The organism is Marinovum sp. 2_MG-2023, assembly GCF_030548265.1.
Lineage (GTDB): Bacteria > Pseudomonadota > Alphaproteobacteria > Rhodobacterales > Rhodobacteraceae > Marinovum.
The window spans coordinates 545,214-561,516 of the sequence record NZ_JAUOSD010000001.1 but is presented as its reverse complement, the minus strand read 5'-3'; the positions used below and the strand labels follow the sequence as shown (position 1 = coordinate 561,516).

13 protein-coding genes are annotated in these 16,303 nt (G+C 61.3%); all 13 read right to left on the bottom strand.

Annotated elements, in window-relative coordinates; translation table 11 throughout:
- Window positions 1–59 precede the first annotated feature (59 nt).
- The 13 genes from purU to xdhB all read right to left on the bottom strand — a co-directional run bounded on the left by purU (window position 60) and on the right by xdhB (window position 16,290).
- Window positions 60–944, bottom strand: a complete 885-nt coding sequence (gene purU, locus Q4577_RS02795; RefSeq protein ID WP_244691309.1) for a formyltetrahydrofolate deformylase — start codon at window positions 942–944, stop codon at window positions 60–62.
- Window positions 945–1,125: 181 nt separating this feature from the next.
- Window positions 1,126–2,241 (bottom strand): ABC transporter ATP-binding protein, encoded by a 1,116-nt coding sequence (locus tag Q4577_RS02790; RefSeq protein WP_244691310.1) that lies wholly within the window; start codon window positions 2,239–2,241, stop codon window positions 1,126–1,128.
- Entirely contained in the window at window positions 2,241–3,302 is a 1,062-nt protein-coding gene (locus Q4577_RS02785) for a carbohydrate ABC transporter permease (RefSeq protein WP_303466632.1), read from the bottom strand. Before Q4577_RS02785 ends, Q4577_RS02790 begins: the two co-directional genes overlap by 1 nt.
- Entirely contained in the window at window positions 3,295–4,263 is a 969-nt protein-coding gene (locus Q4577_RS02780) for a carbohydrate ABC transporter permease (RefSeq protein ID WP_244691312.1), read from the bottom strand. Before Q4577_RS02780 ends, Q4577_RS02785 begins: the two co-directional genes overlap by 8 nt.
- Before the next feature lie 68 nt (window positions 4,264–4,331).
- Window positions 4,332–5,597, bottom strand: a complete 1,266-nt coding sequence (locus Q4577_RS02775) for an ABC transporter substrate-binding protein (protein WP_303466633.1) — start codon at window positions 5,595–5,597, stop codon at window positions 4,332–4,334.
- A 51-nt stretch (window positions 5,598–5,648) separates the two neighbouring features.
- Window positions 5,649–6,716: a Gfo/Idh/MocA family protein gene (locus Q4577_RS02770; RefSeq protein WP_303466634.1), complete on the bottom strand. Its 1,068-nt coding sequence runs from the start codon at window positions 6,714–6,716 to the stop codon at window positions 5,649–5,651.
- Window positions 6,713–7,726: a Gfo/Idh/MocA family protein gene (locus Q4577_RS02765; RefSeq protein WP_303466635.1), complete on the bottom strand. Its 1,014-nt coding sequence runs from the start codon at window positions 7,724–7,726 to the stop codon at window positions 6,713–6,715. The genes Q4577_RS02770 and Q4577_RS02765 overlap by 4 nt, the downstream gene beginning before the upstream one ends.
- Complete coding sequence (locus Q4577_RS02760; RefSeq protein ID WP_303466636.1) at window positions 7,723–8,760, bottom strand: Gfo/Idh/MocA family protein; 1,038 nt, start codon at window positions 8,758–8,760, stop codon at window positions 7,723–7,725. The genes Q4577_RS02765 and Q4577_RS02760 overlap by 4 nt, the downstream gene beginning before the upstream one ends.
- 181 nt (window positions 8,761–8,941) lie before the next feature.
- Window positions 8,942–9,862: a S9 family peptidase gene (locus tag Q4577_RS02755; RefSeq protein WP_303466637.1), complete on the bottom strand. Its 921-nt coding sequence runs from the start codon at window positions 9,860–9,862 to the stop codon at window positions 8,942–8,944.
- A gap of 170 nt (window positions 9,863–10,032) precedes the next feature.
- On the bottom strand, window positions 10,033–11,346 hold the full coding sequence (gene guaD, locus Q4577_RS02750; RefSeq protein WP_303466639.1) for a guanine deaminase: 1,314 nt from the start codon (window positions 11,344–11,346) through the stop codon (window positions 10,033–10,035).
- A 100-nt stretch (window positions 11,347–11,446) separates the two neighbouring features.
- Window positions 11,447–13,060: a xanthine/uracil/vitamin C permease gene (locus Q4577_RS02745; RefSeq protein WP_303466640.1), complete on the bottom strand. Its 1,614-nt coding sequence runs from the start codon at window positions 13,058–13,060 to the stop codon at window positions 11,447–11,449.
- Between the two features lie 60 nt (window positions 13,061–13,120).
- Complete coding sequence (xdhC, locus tag Q4577_RS02740; RefSeq protein WP_303466641.1) at window positions 13,121–13,972, bottom strand: xanthine dehydrogenase accessory protein XdhC; 852 nt, start codon at window positions 13,970–13,972, stop codon at window positions 13,121–13,123.
- Window positions 13,972–16,290 carry a xanthine dehydrogenase molybdopterin binding subunit gene (gene xdhB / locus Q4577_RS02735; protein ID WP_303466643.1) on the bottom strand — a complete coding sequence of 773 codons (2,319 nt, stop codon included), beginning with the start codon at window positions 16,288–16,290 and terminating at the stop codon, window positions 13,972–13,974. The genes xdhC and xdhB overlap by 1 nt, the downstream gene beginning before the upstream one ends.
- Window positions 16,291–16,303: the final 13 nt, after the last annotated feature.

Sequence of the window (16,303 nt, the reverse complement as noted above, 5' to 3'; positions counted from 1 at the left end):
GCCCATGGACCGACCGGGGGACTTATGCCCCCCTTCGACGCAGCAGCAACAGGATCGGGTCAGCCCATCCGTTCAGAGGCATAAGACCCCGGCGACGCCGGGAAAACCACGGTCTTGTCCCCGTTCAGGAACACCCGGCCATGCACATGGGCGTGGATGGCGCGCGACAGAACCTGTGCTTCGACATCCCGGCCCAACGACACGTAATCTTCGGCGGATTGCGCATGGGTCACACGGGTGGTGTCCTGTTCGATGATCGGACCTTCGTCCAGATCCGCCGTCACATAATGCGACGTCGCCCCGATCAGCTTCACCCCGCGTTCAAACGCCTGTTTATAGGGATTGGCCCCCTTGAACGACGGCAGGAACGAATGGTGGATATTGATGATCCGGCCTGACATCTTCTGGCACATCTGATCCGACAAGATCTGCATGTAACGCGCCAGCACGATCAGCTCTGCACCGGTGTCTTCGACCACCTGCATGATGCGGGCCTCGGCCTCTGGTTTGTTTTCCTTGGTCACCTTGATGCAGTGAAACGGAATATCGGCGTTCACCACGACCTTTTGGTAATCCATGTGATTGGACACCACGGCGACGATATCAATCGGCAAGGCCCCGATGCGCGACCGGTAAAGCAAATCGTTCAGGCAATGACCAAAGCGCGACACCATGATCACCACTTTCTGCTTCACCGCCTCGTCAAAGAAATCCGCCTGCATGCCAAAAGGTTCTGCCACTGCGACAAAGGCCTCTTGCAGTTGCGCAAGCGTCCGGCCCTCTTCCGAATGAAAGCTGATGCGCATGAAAAAATTGCCGGTGCCCGCATCATCGAATTGGGCGCTGTCGATGATGTTGCAACCCTGTTCCGCCAGATAGGCGGAAATGGCGGCAACGATTCCACGCCGCGAGGGGCATTGAACACGAAGGGCAAAGCTGGTCATGACGTCATTCTTCTCGCTTGGGTCCGGTGGGCGTTGCCGCAGACCGGCAGGTTGGTCGATGGTTCCGGACCTAGGCCTGTTGGTCGGGCCTGACAACCACGCAGGCGCGCGATTGATGCCACGCGCACAGGAAACGCGTGGCATTTGCGCAAGTTGTGACCGCGATCGGCCCGCCTGTTTCCTATAGAGGCACCTGACCCGGTTCGCGCAGGGTCAGGGTGCTTTCGGTGTCAAACAGATGCACCGCCTCGGCCGCAAAGTTGAGCGCCACCTTGTCCCCCTGCCGCACGCGGGTCTGACCGGGGTTGTGGACGGTCAACCGGGTGCCATCCGCCAAGGCCCCATAAAGATAACTGTCCGATCCAAGCTGTTCGACCGCCCGCACCTCGAAATGGATCGCGCCCTCATCCGCGGGCTGAAGATCATTGGGCCGCAGGCCAAGTGTCACCCCCTGCCCCGCGCGTTGCGCGAACCCCTTCTGTGGCAAGCGCACAGTTTCGCCCGTGGCGAGCGTCAGCAAGGTCCGGTCGCTGGCATCCACATGGCCGGTCAGGAAATTCATCTTTGGCGACCCGATGAAACCGGCGACAAACAGATTGTGCGGATCGTTGAACAGATCCAGCGGCGCGCCGAATTGCTCCAGCTCGCCCAGGCGCAGCACCGCGATCTTGTCGGCCATGGTCATCGCTTCGACCTGATCATGGGTGACATAAATCATCGTGTTGCCCAGCCGTTTGTGCAGCGCCGAAATCTCGCCCCGCATGTCGACGCGCAATTCGGCATCAAGGTTGGACAGCGGTTCGTCAAACAGGAACACCCGCGGTTCGCGCACCACGGCGCGGCCAATGGCCACCCGCTGGCGCTGACCGCCCGAAAGATCCTTGGGACGGCGATCCAGAAGCTGATCAATCTGCAACATCGCGGATACCGCACCCACCTTTTCGGCAATCTCTGCCTTGGCGGTGTTGATATTTTCCAACCCGAAGCTGAGGTTCTGGCGCACGGTCATATGCGGGTAAAGCGCATAGGATTGAAACACCATGGCAAGACCCCGGTCGGCGGCGGGGATGTCGTTCACCACCTCGCCGCCAATCACGATGTCACCGCCGGAAATCGGCTCCAGCCCGGAAATCATCCGCAGCAATGTGGATTTGCCACAGCCCGACGGGCCGACAAAAACACAGAAATCGCCATGCGGAATATCCAGGTCGATGCCTTTGATCACCTCGACCGGACCATAGGATTTGCGCACGTTGCGCAATTGAATGCCGGCTTGTTGTACTGTCGTGCCGTCCATTATTTGCCTCCTGTCGACGCGATGCCGGTCGCAATGTATTTCTGCAAGAACATGAAGACCGCCGCGATCGGCAGCAATGTCAAAACCGTCATCGCCAGAAGCGACGCCCAGTCGGTCTGCAATTCACCCTGGAACGAGTTCAGCGCAAGCTGGAGGGTGAAGTTTTCGGTGCGTGTCAAAACGATCAACGGCCAAAGGAAATCGTTCCAGCGCCACATGATCGCAAGGATCGCCAGCACCGCAATCGCCGGCGCGCTGAGCGGCACGATAATGCGCCAGAAGATCTTCCATTCCGATGCCTTGTCCATGCGCGCGGCATCCAGAATCTCGTCCGGGATGGTGATCATGTATTGCCTGAGCAGAAACACCCCCGTCGGCGTCGCTGCGCCGGGAATGATCACCCCCCAGAGCGAGTTGAACATGCCCAGTTCCGTCACGATCAGGAACAACGGCACCAGCACAACGGTCTGCGGGATCATCAGCGTGCCAATCACGATCAACAACACCGACGTCCGCCCCCGGAACCGATACTTCGACAGGGCAAAGGCGGCCATGGAATTGACCAGCAGCATCAACAATGTCGCCGTGACGGTGATGAAGGTCGAGTTCCAGAAAAAGCGCAGGAAATTGAAACGTTCGAACAGCTGGGTATAATTTTCGGTGGCGAATTTCACGGATTCAATCGCCACCAGATCCTGCGCCGGCAGCCGAATGCGGGTGCCGGGATCGCTTGGGCGGATCACCTCGGACCGGCCGGCGGCGCGCCGGGTCTGGGCAACGGTTTCACCGGCCACATCCGACTCGGACTCCTCGGACACCATGAACAGGATCAGCGGCTTGTCAAAACCATCGACCATCACGGTTTCCTGCGCATAGGGCAGGAACCGGGGCGGAAAGCGGTCCAGCTCATTGGCGGTCTTGAAGCTGGACATGACCAGCCAGAGCACCGGGCCAAACATCAACAGGATGCCAAGGAAGAGATAGCCATAGGACACCCAATCGGTCCAATGCAGCCGCCCCTTGCCGCGTGTGGCGGTGAGGAACGAGATTATGTTAGCCATCCACATTTCTCCTGTTGGCCCAAAGCTGCACCAGCGTCAGCACGATCAGCACCAGCGCCACCAGAAGCGAGGCAGCAGACGCCAGACCAAACAGACGCGGTGCGCCGGCAAAGCCTTCTTCGTAGATGTACTGAATGATGAATGTCGTCGCCGTGCCCGGACCACCGCCGGTAAAGGCATAAATCTCGTCGAATGTCTGGACGCCCTTGATCAGCGCCAGCACCAGAACCACCAGCATTGTCGGCGACAACAGCGGCAGGGTGATGCGCCGGAAGGTGCGCCATGGTGACGCCCGGTCCATGATCGCGGCGTCGTAAACGTCGCGCGGAATGGCCTGCAACCCGGCCAGCAGGATCAGAGTATAAAACCCCATATGCGCCCAGACCGAAATGAACACCGACCAGCCAAAGGCCCATTGCGCATCCACCAGCCAGTTGATGCCCCCCGCCCCGGTCCAGTCAAGAAAGGCGTTCAAAACACCCTCGCGCTGCAAGATCCATTTCCAGATCAAGGCGACGACAACCGGCGACAACAGCACCGGAAAGAAGAACACAGACCGAAAGAACCCCCGCGCCCGGATATCCCGGTTCAGGATCACAGCGGTCAGCAGCGAAAAGCCGACCATCACCCCGACCTGAAGCACCACAAACCAACAGGTGTTCCAAACCGCGCGCCAGAACTTGTCCTCGCGACAGGAATTGGGGTCGAGAAAATTCGAGCAATCCATCAGGTTTGCGAAATTCCGCGCGCCCACATATGGCCGGTCCGACAACAGCACGTTGTCGCCGCCGGTTGATGCGTAAAACATGTTCAGGATCACTGGCAGGAACGCAAACAGGCCGAACAACAAAAGGTTGGGAAACAGGAACACCCAAGCCAGTTTGTTGATCCCCAACATGCGCTGTAACGCCAGCATCGGGATTTCGATCACGCGCATGATCGGTGTCAGGATGTGCAGCATCGGCCCCTCCGAATTGGTTGGCCCCGCGCACATGTTGCGCGCAGGGCCCTGTCAAGGAAGAGTGCCGCTTACTTGGTTTCGGCCATCGCCGATTCCAGATCAGAGGCCGCGCGTGCCATCGCCTCGGCCACTGTCAGCTCGCCGACAATTGCCTGGCTCAAACGTTCAACCGTGATGCCGAACATCGCGCGGTTGCCCGCATAGCCCTGATAGGCAAAGGCAATTGGCGACACATCCGGCAGCGCCCCGGCAAAGCCGTTCAGCGCAGCCTGTGCGGCGGGCGATGCATTTTCGAATTCGACCCCGGCGGATGCGACACCCAAATGGGCGGGCAGATTGCGGGTGCGTGCCGCAGCTTCGGCATACATTTCTTCCTGCGCAAGGAAGTCGATCACCTTGGCCACGATTTCGGGATGTTCGGTCTGTTCAAACCCGACAACACCCGCGCCACCCGGCATGCCGGAACAGGCGCCTGCCGGACCACAGGGCGAACCGACGACCTGCCAGTCAAAGAAATCGCCAACCTGTTCGTCCATGCGACCGACCTGCCAGGAACCGGAGTAGTAGAACACCACTTCGCCGTTGATGAATTCCTGCGCCGCATCGGCATAGGTCGCACCACCCTGGCTGGCCCAGACATCGCGCGCCATGGTGCCATCTTCGTTCCAGCCGACAAAGGCCTCGGCAAAGGCATCAAAGCCGTCAAAAGATCCGTTGCCTTCGGCGTCAAAGTATTTGGCACCATAGGAAATCGCCGGACCCGCCACGCGGTGGCCCGAACGGTCCATCGCCATCGGGAAATCGGCATCGGTCGCTTCGACAACCGCACGCGATGCGGTGGCCCAATCATCCCATGTCGCGCCTTCGCCCGGCATGTCGACCCCGGCCTGTTCGAACAGGGTGGCGTTCACGAATGGCCCGGTAATGGTCAGCTGGGTGTGCAGGCCATAATATCCCTGACGCTCGCCGACGCGATACCAGTCAAGTGTGCCGCCAAACGAGCTGTCCCAATAGCCGGTGTCGATATACGGCGCGAGATCGAGATAGAATTTGTTCAACCCGCCAAGGTCCGTGACCTTTGCCAGATCCGGGCCGGTTCCAGCGGCCAGCTGCACCGGCAGGTTTTCCAGAATCGCCTGATAAGGCACGACGTCAACCACGACGTCAACGCCTTCGTTTTCGGCTTCAAAACGGCTCAGCAGGTCTTCGTAGACCTCGCATTCATTGCCGTCGGAATAGCACATGAAACGAATTTCCTGGGCCGAAACGGCACCCGCTGCCAGCCCCAGTACCGCCGCTGCGGCGGTTGTTTTCAGGATTGTTGTTTTCTTCATTTTAGGTTCCTCCCATTGGTCCCCGAGCTTGTCGAAATCACTGTCGAAAAATCAAGTGTCACCCTGCGGCATCCACCCCGTATAGCCATCAAAACTTTTGTCCAACGGCAGACGAATAACCTCCTGATTGCGCGCGGATGCATATATCGCGCTCACCAGTTCAATTGAGCTGCGACCCTCGGCCAGGGTCACCGCCCCGGCCCCGTCACCCTGCAACGCATTTGCAATTGCCGCAAGGAATCCTGCGAAGCCTGATGGGCCTTCCCTTACGTCAGACAGCACTGTGTCGACCTGATCCTGGGTCACCGGCGCGCGCGCCGTGAACGTCCAGATGTCCTGGGCCGGTTTATAGGCCGATGTGCCGCTTTCGGCGGTCAGCCCCGCAAAGCAGAAGCGCAGGCGCGTGGTGTCATCGCCCGCCCCCAAAGTGACCGAACTGGTGGCCAGCGCGCCGTTTTGCATTCGAAAACTCAGCGCGGCGCAATCCTCGGTCTCAATCGGGTTCACCCGGGTGTCGGTGGCGGCAAAGACCTCTGCCACTGGGCCAAACACATGGCACAACAGATCATGCGCATGGATCGCGTGGCTAAGAAGCGATCCGCCGGCCTCTCCCTTCCATGTGCCCCGCCAGGGCACGCCATAATAATCTGCGCCGCGATTCCAGTGGGTTTCCAGGCTGGCGACAAACGGCTTGCCCGTCAGCCCGGCATCCATCAACGCGCGCAGCTGGCGCATGGCCTTGCCGAACCGATATTGGAACACCGGAAACACCTGTTTTCCGGCCGCTTCGGCAGCCGCGCCCAGCGCATCCGCTTCGGCCAGCGACCGCACAATCGGCTTTTCACAGATCACATGTTTGCCCGATTGCAGCACCTTGACCGACACGGGAAAATGCAGATGCGGCGGCAGGCAGACATCCACCAGATCGACCGACGGATCGGCCAGAACATTGTTCAGGTCACCTTCGACCCGGATCGTGGCATCGTCACCGGCCACGCCCCGCGCCCGGTCCAGATCCATGTCACACAGGGTCACAACCTGAAAGTCCTGCGGCAGGGCGCGATAGCCTTCCAGATGCTCGGCCCCGATCCCGGCGCCGATAATGGCAACCCGGATCAAGCTTGCGCGCCTTCGGCCATCGCCTGGGCCTGAAGGGCAAGATCACAGACGGTAAACACATGGTCCTGCCGGTTGGCGGTTTCCGTGCGATTGCGAATGTCGTCGATCAACCGGCCAAAGAACGGCAATCCCGCGTCCGATGCATCCATTCGTTCGCAGCGCGTGCCATTGACCAGGATCAAATGATCGGTGCCCTCATGGCCGACATCGACATATTTGCGCAGCTCGATATAGCCTTCGGTGCCAAGGATCGTAAGCCGCCCGTCGCCCCAATTCGGCAAGGCATCCGGCGTGTACCAATCCACGCGGATATAGCCGTGCCCCTTGTCGCTGCGCAGCGCAATTTCGCCAAAATCCTGCATGCCGGGATCATCGGGATTGTTGTAATTGGCGGCGCTGGCCATTGTGACCTCGGCGCTGTCGGAACCGGTGAAAAACAGGAATTGGTCGATCTGGTGGCTGGCGATGTCGGTCAGGATTCCGCCATAGGCGTTGCGATCAAAGAACCAATCCGGCCGCGTGGGCCGGTTGAGCCGATGCGGCCCCATGCCCAGCGTCTGAATCACCCGGCCAATCGCGCCTTCGGCCACCAGTTCGGCAGCACGGGTCACGGCCGGCACTTCGAACCGTTCCGAGAAATTCACCGACCAGATCCGGCCGGTTTCGGCCACCGTGGCGCGCAGCTCGGTCAGTTGGTCCCGCGTGGTGCAGCCCGGTTTGTCGCTCAGCACATCCTTGCCCGCCTGCATCGCCTTGACCGCCCAACCGGCACGGTCACAGGGCACGCCGGCCAACAGGATCAGATCAATACTGTCATCGGCCAAAAGATCCTCGCCACGGGCGGCGCGGGGCACATCGGGAAAGCGTTTGACGAACCCGTCTTCGGTCTCGGGGTGGCCTTCTGTGGTCCAGCCGACAAATTCGGCACCAGCCGCGACCATATTGGCCGACATGCCATAGATGTGGCGGTGGTCGATGCCAATGGCGGCAAAACGAAGCGGGGAAGTCATTGGGAAATCTCCTCAATCTGGCCATTGCGGGCCGAACGCAGGGTTGCGTCAATCAGGTCATGTGCGGCAAGCGCCGCCTCACCGGTCACCACGGGCGCACGGCCCTCGGTCAGGGCGGTGGCGAAATCTTCGATGATGGATTGGTGCCATTCGTGGGTAAAGGCCATCGGGTCCGCACCACCGCCGGTGCTGCCGGCCGCGCCGACCAGTTCTTCGCGGCCATCCCGCCACCGGATCTGCAATTGCCCTGAGGCGAGATGCAGGCTGGCGGCATCAAAATGCAGGGTGATGGACTCTGCCCCGCCCGGAAAGCTTGCGGTGCTGGCCACCATCGACCCGACCGCGCCATTGGTAAATTGCAGACCGGCGGTCACAAAATCCTCTGACTCCATTTGATGGAACCGGCTTGTCGCGGCCATGGCGCGCACTGATGTGACCGGCCCGGCCAGCGACAGCGCAAGGTCAATGGTGTGGATCGCCTGTGAAATCAACACGCCGCCGCCATCGCGGGCATAGGTGCCCCGGCCCGGTTCGTCATAATAGCTTTGATCGCGCCACCACGGCACCGCAATCTCGACCAGACCCAGCGCGCCAAAAGTGCCGGCGGAAATCATCTCTGTTGCCGCGATGGAGGCCGCGCGCATCCGGTGCTGAAACACCACGCCCAGGGTCACACCCGCGGCGCGGCAGATGTCGACCACCTCTCGCGATTCGTCGGCGTTTCGGCCCATCGGCTTTTCCAGAAGGATATGTTTGCCCGCCTCGGCCAGCGGGCGAATGACCTCGGCCCGCACATTGGGCGGCGTCAGGATGATGGCGAAATCGACCTCTGGATCCTGTGCCAGCGACATCACATCCGTGGTCGCGGCAACCGGTGTGCCCATCAAACGCTCGGCTTCGCTGGCCAATGACTGGGCCCGTTCCGGTGCCCGGCCGCAGATCGCCTTCAGCCGCACCGCGTCACTGTCCGCAATGGCAGCGACATGGGTTCTGGCCACCATCCCGGCACCAATTATCACCGCTGTCTTTTGCATCGCATTCCCCCCAGAAACAATCACCGCATCGGCTAGGGTTCATTTGGTGGCATGTGAGCAGGTCGACTGTCAATCACTTGGTATACCAAACTTTGGCACGGGGTGCGGTCCGGCCATCTCTTTCAAAGGTCCGGGCCAATAAAACACAGGTGTTTGAAAGCTTTGTGACGTTTGTGCCGCCCTAGTCGCGCAAGGCCACCCGCAGAAAATCCAGCACGGCGGCGCGCATGGCCGGGGTTTCCTGATGGCCGAAATCCTGTGCCACATGGAACGACAGACGCCCCGGTGCACCCAGTTTGTCAAAGGCGTTTTCGACATCCCGGCGGGCCTGCGCAAAGGCCTCTGGCGGGGTCGACCAATCCTGAAGCCCCACCGCAAATTGCAGCGCACGCGGCGCGGCCAACCCGGCGATCTGGCCGCTGCGCGCCACGGACAACAGCCCCGGAACATTCATATAGATGCCATGCCCGTCATGCGCCCCGCTGTCCACCAGCGTGCCAAGATCGGCAAAGGAACACAGGGCCGATGCGGCGCGAATACGCGGGTCCAGCGCCGCCAGCCACCAGGCAAGCGTGCTACCCATCGAAAAACCCAAAGCGCCAATCCGATCCTGCGCAATCACGGGGTGCGCTGCGAGGTAATCCACGCCGGCGCGCTGTTCCGCCAGCATTTGCCCGAACAGGGTCTGCCCCCGCCAGAAGTGCGCCTTGGCGCGTGCGCCCTCGGCCGGATGCTGCCGCGCGCCGAAACAGGGCATTTCAAGACAGAGCGCCGCAATCCCCAATTGTTGCAGATCCGGCGCATATGGCCCGACCAGCGCCGGGCGCCCCTCGGTCAGCTCGTCCCGGCCCATCTCATAGCGGTTGCCGTGCGCATGGGCATAGATCAGCGCCGGAACCGGCGGATGACCATCGGCGGGACGCAGGAAACGGGCCGGGATGCCCTCGCCTTCTGAATTGGTGAACAACAGATCTTCCAGCAACCAGTCCCGAAACCCCAGCCGCCCCCGCACCGTGACCGATGTGAACCCCGGCCCCGGATACCCCGGCCCCAACAGGGCGGTGATCTGATCACGCAGTTGATCCGGGTCATGAGCTGTCATGGCGTCACCTTGGCTGGGAACATGCCGCGATGATGGCCCGTGCGCCGGGCAACGGCAAGTGCCCCACGAACCGGGCAACGACAAGTGCCGCGCGAACCGGGCAACGGCAAGTGCCGCGCGAACCGGGCAACGGCAAGTGCCGCGCGAACCGGGCAAGGACAAGCGCCGGGCTAACCGGCCATTGCCATGGCGGCGGTCTTCTGGGCCTTTCCGGCGACATAGACTTGATCAATCGCGCGGTCATCGCCCATGATTTGCAGGATGAACAATTCCTCGGAAAGGCTCTCTGCTGCCTCGGCCCGCAGGGCCATTGCATCGGTGGCGCGGCTGTTCAACACCACGACATCGGCCTCGGTCCCGACGTCCAGCGTTCCGATGCGATCCGCCTGCCCCAGCGCCACCGCATTGCCACGGGTGATCCAATGGAACGCCGCCAAAGGGTGCAGTTTCTGGCCCTGCAATTGCAGCACCTTGTAACCTTCGTTCAGGGTTTGCAGCATGGAATAGCTGGTGCCCGCACCAACATCGGTGGCAATCGCCCCGGCAATGCCGCGCCCGCGCAACCCTGCATCGTCATAAAGACCACTGCCAAGAAACAGGTTGGACGTGGGACAAAACACCGGTTTCGCCCCGGTTTCGGCCAACACATCAATTTCGCGCGGTTCCAGATGGATGGAATGCCCCAACAAGGCACGTTCATGCAACAGCCCGTATTTTTCATACACCCCCAGATAGTCCGGCGCGTCGGGGTAGAGCGATTTGGTAAATGCAATCTCGTCGTGGTTCTCGCTCAGATGGGTTTGAAGGTAGCAGTCGGGGTGTTCAGCCACCAGCGCGCCAGCCATTTCCAATTGCTCCGGGGTCGAGGTAATCGCAAACCGCGGGGTGATCGCATAATGGGCCCGGCCCCGCCCGTGCCATCTGTCGATCAGCGCGCGGCTCTCGTCATAGCCCTGTTGCGGGGTGTCGGTCAGCCCCTCTGGCGCATTGCGATCCATCATCACCTTGCCACCGATCATCCGCATGTCGCGGCGCGCGGCCTCGGCGAAATAGGCCTCTGCCGATGTCGGATGCACCGAGCAAAACGCGACGGCGCTGGTGGTGCCATGGGCAATCAACTGGTCATAGAACCGGGTTGCCATCGCCGCGCTATGGGCGGAATCCGCAAATTTGACCTCTGCCGGAAAGGTGTAATTGTTCAGCCAATCCAGAAGCTGCGCCCCCCAGGAGGCAATGACCTGCACCTGCGGAAAATGGATATGGGTGTCGATGAAGCCGGGCAGCAACAGGTTGGGCCGGTGGTCTGTCACCGCGACGCCGGGGGCTGTGGCCGCGACATCGGCAAAATCGCCCATGGCCTCGATGACGCCGCCCGCCATCAGGATCGCGCCATCGGCGAAATAGCTATAGGCGGCGGTGTCGCTCTCATCCGTTGGGACGGCGTGAAAGGTCAGAACCCGGCCACGCAAAAGGGTCTTGGTCATGGTTTGAAGCATCGTGATCGTCCGATTGAAACATGGTTGCGCGGGACATGAGGGGAGAAACCACATGCCCCGCGCCTTGGCGGTCTTGGGGAAAGACCGGTTATTCGGCGGGGGTGCCTTGGCTGTCGCCCAGGGGTAATGCGTCTTCGGCCCGCTTGTTTTTGCCCCGCGTGTCTTCGGCCCCGACGTCGTCGCGGTGAAAGATCGGGTAGATGAACAGAAACGCCGCAACGATCGCATAGCCCATGGACACGCCGTTGAAGTCCGGCCAATGCAGGCTGGCACCGTGGATCACCCCAAAGAGCGACATGATGGCCGCGGCCAGTGCAAAGCCGCCGGCATTGCGGAACCGCCCGTCAATGACGCTGGCCACAATCGCGCCCCAGATCAGCCCGGTCAGGATCGCGCCCTGTGACAGCGCCAGATGCCCCTGATAATGCGCGCCCTGTTGCAGCAAGGCAGCGGTCAGTGCCGGGTCACCCAATTGCGGCAACCCCTCGACCCCCGATGCGCCCAGCGCGCCCATCAGCGAATTCCATTTCACCATCAAAAAGGCCGAGACATGCGGCATCATCGCAAAGGTGACGGCGGCCATATGTTCGGTCTTGACCGAATGCGCGGTGTTGGTGATCAGGCTCAGCGCCACAAACACCAGCACCGGCGCGGCGGCGGCCACCGGGATCAGGTTGTTCAGGAACGCCAGCAGGCCAAAGAACGCCGCCAGCGGGATCACCGCGCCCACACCAATGATATACCCGGCATGTGCGCCCATGCGTTTGTACGCCGGGTGGCCGATATAGGCCGTGGTCGGAAAGGGCGAGCCAAAGACCGCGCCGATCATCGTGCCAACGCCATCGGTGATCTGACAGGTGGCAACGGGGTAATGATCGCCCGCCGCCTCGGCGCTTTCGACGTTGTTCATGGTTTCGATGAAATTATAGATCTGCACCGGCACCAGCACGAGGAACAGTTCCGGGTTGTTAAAGAGGTGCTGGATACCGATGATCAGGTCGCCAAAATAGGGCAGCGGTGGATAAAACCCGACGCCTTCGAAACTAAAGCTCGACTGCCCCAGCGCAATCGCCACTACGGTGCCGATGATCAGCGCCAGAAGACCGGCCGGCATATTCCACGGCAAACGAAACTGCCCGACCAACCCCCAAAGGATGATGATCAAAGAGGCAAATCCGACAAAGGGATTTTCGAAAACGGTGGCCAATGGCACGGTGCCGATGAACACCAGCGCAATCCCGCAGAGCGTGCCCAACATGCCCGCGCGCGGTGTCACCCGTTTCAGCCAGGGACCGACAAGCGCGCCCATCCCGGCAACAATACCGCCCATGAACCCCGCGCCAATGCCGACCTGCCAGGCCAGCACCGGATCATTGGTGGCCCAGTAAATCGGCCCGATCACCCCGAAAAGATAGACAAACATCACCGGCGTTGAAATGCCATAAGGCAGCGCCGTGACATCACGACCGGCCTTTTCCGCCGCGCGTTTGGCCAGCAGCACATAGACCGCGATACCGGCCAGAATGGCCACGCCCGCCCCCGGCACGATACGCCCAAAAACGATCTCGGCCGGCATCTGAAAGACAAACTGACAGATCCCCGCCAGCACCATCAGGTTGATCAGGTTGTCAGTAAAAAGCGCCCAAAATGCGCTGAAATCGCTGCGGTCAAACAGCCTGTAGGTGTAACTCGCATCCCGCATCGGGATCTCCTCCTTGTTGGCATCTGCCGCACCACTCCTCCCGATGCGTCAGATGTTGTGTTACTCTGCCGCGACCTGTGACATGGGCCGTCCCAAAGACCCGTCTGCGCCGGACTGTTGCGCCGTCAACGCCGCAAGCACATCCGCCACCACAAAGGCGGCAATCACCGCCGGTCGCTTGTCACCGCTGCCCCCCGCCCCGATCGGGCAAACCAGGCTGTCGATTTCCAAACCGTCGCATTGATCACGGCACCAATTGCGAAACTTGACCCGTTTTGTGGCGCTGCCGATCAGCCCCACATAGGCCGCATCGCCGCGCTCCAACGCGGCAGAGGCCAAAAGAAAATCCAGCCCGTGATCATGGGTCAGCACAATGAACGCACTGCCCGGCGCGGCCGTCATGATGTCGACCTCCGGGATGGCACTTTGGCGATGTTCGACTTCGGCCTGGCTTTGCGCCAGCTCCTCGCGCCGTTGGTCGATCAGGATGGGTTTCACCGGCAGGTGTTGAAACAGATTGGCCAACGCGCGACCGACATGCCCCGCCCCCAGAATATAGACCGCAGGCTCTGCTGCCTCCTGTGCTCTGGCCCCGGCAATCGCTTCCTGTTTGTCGGCGGCGGACATGCGGTGCAGCGCGACCTCGACCCGCCCGCCGCAGCATTGGCCAATTTCCGGTCCCAAAGGCACATCCAGCACCTGCGCCAGATCCCCGGCCCGCAACAAATCACGCGCCGCATTGATTGCGATATGTTCCAACTGGCCGCCGCCCACAGTGCCAAACAGCCCCTGCGCGGTGACAAACATCTCTGTCCCCGTATCGCGTGGCGATGATCCGCGCACCCGGGTCAGCCGAAGGCGCACCGCAGGCTCATTCGCCAGAAAATGCGCAAGCTTTTCCGCCGTCCGCATCAGCCCCGCCCCCGCAGACGCTCTATCGCCATCAACACCCGTTCCGGCGTGGCAGGCGCGTCCAGACGCGGGCATTCGCGGTATTCTGCAACGCTTGCCACCGCCATCGACAGCGCCTCGAACACGGAAATCCCCAGCATGAACGGCGGCTCGCCCACCGCCTTGGACCGTTTGATCGTGCGTTCGCGGTTGACCGACCATTCGGCCAAATCGACATTGAAAATCCGGGGTCGGTCGCTGGCCAGCGGGATTTTATAGGTCGATGGCGCATGGGTGCGCAGCCGCCCGGCATCGTCCCACCAAAGCTCCTCGGTTGTCAGCCACCCCATGCCCTGGATAAACGCGCCTTCGACCTGGCCCTTGTCCAGAACCGGGTTCAGCGACCGCCCCACGTCATGCAGGATATCCGTCCGCTCGACCCGGTATTCGCCGGTCAGCGTGTCCACCGAAACCTCGGAACAGGCCGCACCATAGGCGTAATAGAAAAACGGCCGCCCCTGCCCCTTGGCACGGTCCCAATGAATATCGGGGGTCTTGTAGAACCCGGCCGCAGACAGATGCACCCGCGCCATATAGGCGGCCTTGACCAATGCGGTGAAGCTGACGATTTCCTCGCCGATCTTGACCTCATTCGGCAGGAACACCACCTCGGCCTCGGCCACGCCCCAGTGTTCCGCCGCAAAGGCCACCAACCGCGCCTTGATCTGATCCGCCGCATCCAGCGCCGCCATACCGTTCAGATCCGATCCCGAAGAGGCGGCGGTGGCCGAAGTATTCGGCACCTTTTCGGTGGTGGTCTTGGTGATCTTGATCCGGTCGAAATCGACCTGGAATGCATCGGCCACCACTTGTGCGACTTTGGTGTTCAACCCCTGCCCCATCTCGGTGCCGCCATGGTTCAGATGGATCGAGCCGTCCGAGTAGACATGGATCAGCGACCCGGCCTGATTGTAATGCGTGGCGGTGAAAGAGATGCCGAATTTCACCGGCGTCAGCGCGATGCCGCGTTTGATGAACCGGCTCTTGGCGTTGGCCTCAACAATCCCGGCCCGGCGGGCGCGGTAGTCTGAGGTATCCGTCAGCTCTGTGATCAGACGGTCGAGGATATTGTCGGTAACCTCCTGATGGTACGGCGTCAGGTTGCGGCCCGCGCCGCCATAGAAATTGGCGATCCGCACATCGAGCGGGTCGCGGCCCAGCTTGTAGGCGATCTCTTCGATCATCCGTTCGGCGGCGACCACGCCCTGCGGCCCGCCAAAACCGCGAAAGGCGGTGTTGGAGACGGTGTTGGTCTTCATCGGGCGCGACGTCAGCCGGACATGCGGATAGAAATAGGCGTTGTCGGCATGAAACAGCGCCCGGTCGGTGACCGGCCCGGACAGATCCGAGGACCAGCCACAGCGCGCGGCGAACTCACCCTGAACCGCCTGAATACGGCCCGCATCGTCGAACGCCACGTCATAGTCGATGACGAAATCATGCCGCTTGCCGGTGGCAGTCATGTCTTGATCGCGGTCGGGACGAATTTTCACCGCGCGATTCCATTTCTTGGCCGCCATCGCCGCGACGCAGGCAAAGAGGTTCATCTGGCTTTCCTTGCCACCAAACCCACCGCCCATACGCCGCACATTGACCGTGACCGCATTGGACGGCACGCCCAACACATGCGCGACCATATGCTGGGCCTCGCTCGGGTGTTGGGTCGAACAATGCACGATCACATCGTCATCCTCACCCGGAATGGCAAAGGCGATATGGCCTTCGAGATACATGTGATCCTGGCCGCCGACGGTCATCCGCCCTTTGATGCGGTTGGGCGCACCGGCAAACCCGGTCGCGACATCGCCGCGTTCCAGCTTCAGCGGGTCGGTGACATGCGGATAACCGGCCTCCTGCGCCTTGATCGGGTCAAGCGCGTGGGGCAGCACGGTGCAGTCGATCACCGCCCGTTCCGCCGCACGCCGCGCCGCATCGCGGCTCTCTGCAATGACGGCAAACAGCGGCTGACCGTGGAATTCGATCTTGTCGGTGGGAAACACAGGTTCGTCATTGCGGCCCGTGGGGCTGATGTCATTTGCACCGGGAATATCGGCGGCGGTCAGCACGCCGATCACGCCGGGGGCGGTGCGCACCGGGTCAAGGTCGATGCCATTGATCCGCGCATGGGCCACATCCGACACACCAAGATAGGCATGCAATGTGCCTACGGGTTCAGGAATATCGTCGCAATATTCCGCCCGCCCGGTCACATGTTTGATCGCGCTGTCGTGGCGCAGGTCAGTATTGACGGCCCCTTGAATTGTCACTTGATCTTTCATGGTCCTACCCTCC

Bases quoted from the DNA above. Each gene is read 5' to 3' on its own strand.
- Q4577_RS02780 (WP_244691312.1), bottom strand. From the start codon at position 4,263: ATGCTGCACATCCTGACACCGATCATGCGCGTGATCGAAATCCCGATG.
- purU (WP_244691309.1), bottom strand. From the start codon at position 944: ATGACCAGCTTTGCCCTTCGTGTTCAATGCCCCTCGCGGCGTGGAATC.
- xdhB (WP_303466643.1), bottom strand. From the start codon at position 16,290: ATGAAAGATCAAGTGACAATTCAAGGGGCCGTCAATACTGACCTGCGC.
- guaD (WP_303466639.1), bottom strand. From the start codon at position 11,346: ATGACCAAGACCCTTTTGCGTGGCCGGGTTCTGACCTTTCACGCCGTC.
- Q4577_RS02775 (WP_303466633.1), bottom strand. From the start codon at position 5,597: ATGAAGAAAACAACAATCCTGAAAACAACCGCCGCAGCGGCGGTACTG.
- Q4577_RS02765 (WP_303466635.1), bottom strand. From the start codon at position 7,726: ATGACTTCCCCGCTTCGTTTTGCCGCCATTGGCATCGACCACCGCCAC.
- Q4577_RS02790 (WP_244691310.1), bottom strand. From the start codon at position 2,241: ATGGACGGCACGACAGTACAACAAGCCGGCATTCAATTGCGCAACGTG.
- Q4577_RS02785 (WP_303466632.1), bottom strand. From the start codon at position 3,302: ATGGCTAACATAATCTCGTTCCTCACCGCCACACGCGGCAAGGGGCGG.
- Q4577_RS02755 (WP_303466637.1), bottom strand. From the start codon at position 9,862: ATGACAGCTCATGACCCGGATCAACTGCGTGATCAGATCACCGCCCTG.
- xdhC (WP_303466641.1), bottom strand. From the start codon at position 13,972: ATGCGGACGGCGGAAAAGCTTGCGCATTTTCTGGCGAATGAGCCTGCG.
- Q4577_RS02760 (WP_303466636.1), bottom strand. From the start codon at position 8,760: ATGCAAAAGACAGCGGTGATAATTGGTGCCGGGATGGTGGCCAGAACC.
- Q4577_RS02745 (WP_303466640.1), bottom strand. From the start codon at position 13,060: ATGCGGGATGCGAGTTACACCTACAGGCTGTTTGACCGCAGCGATTTC.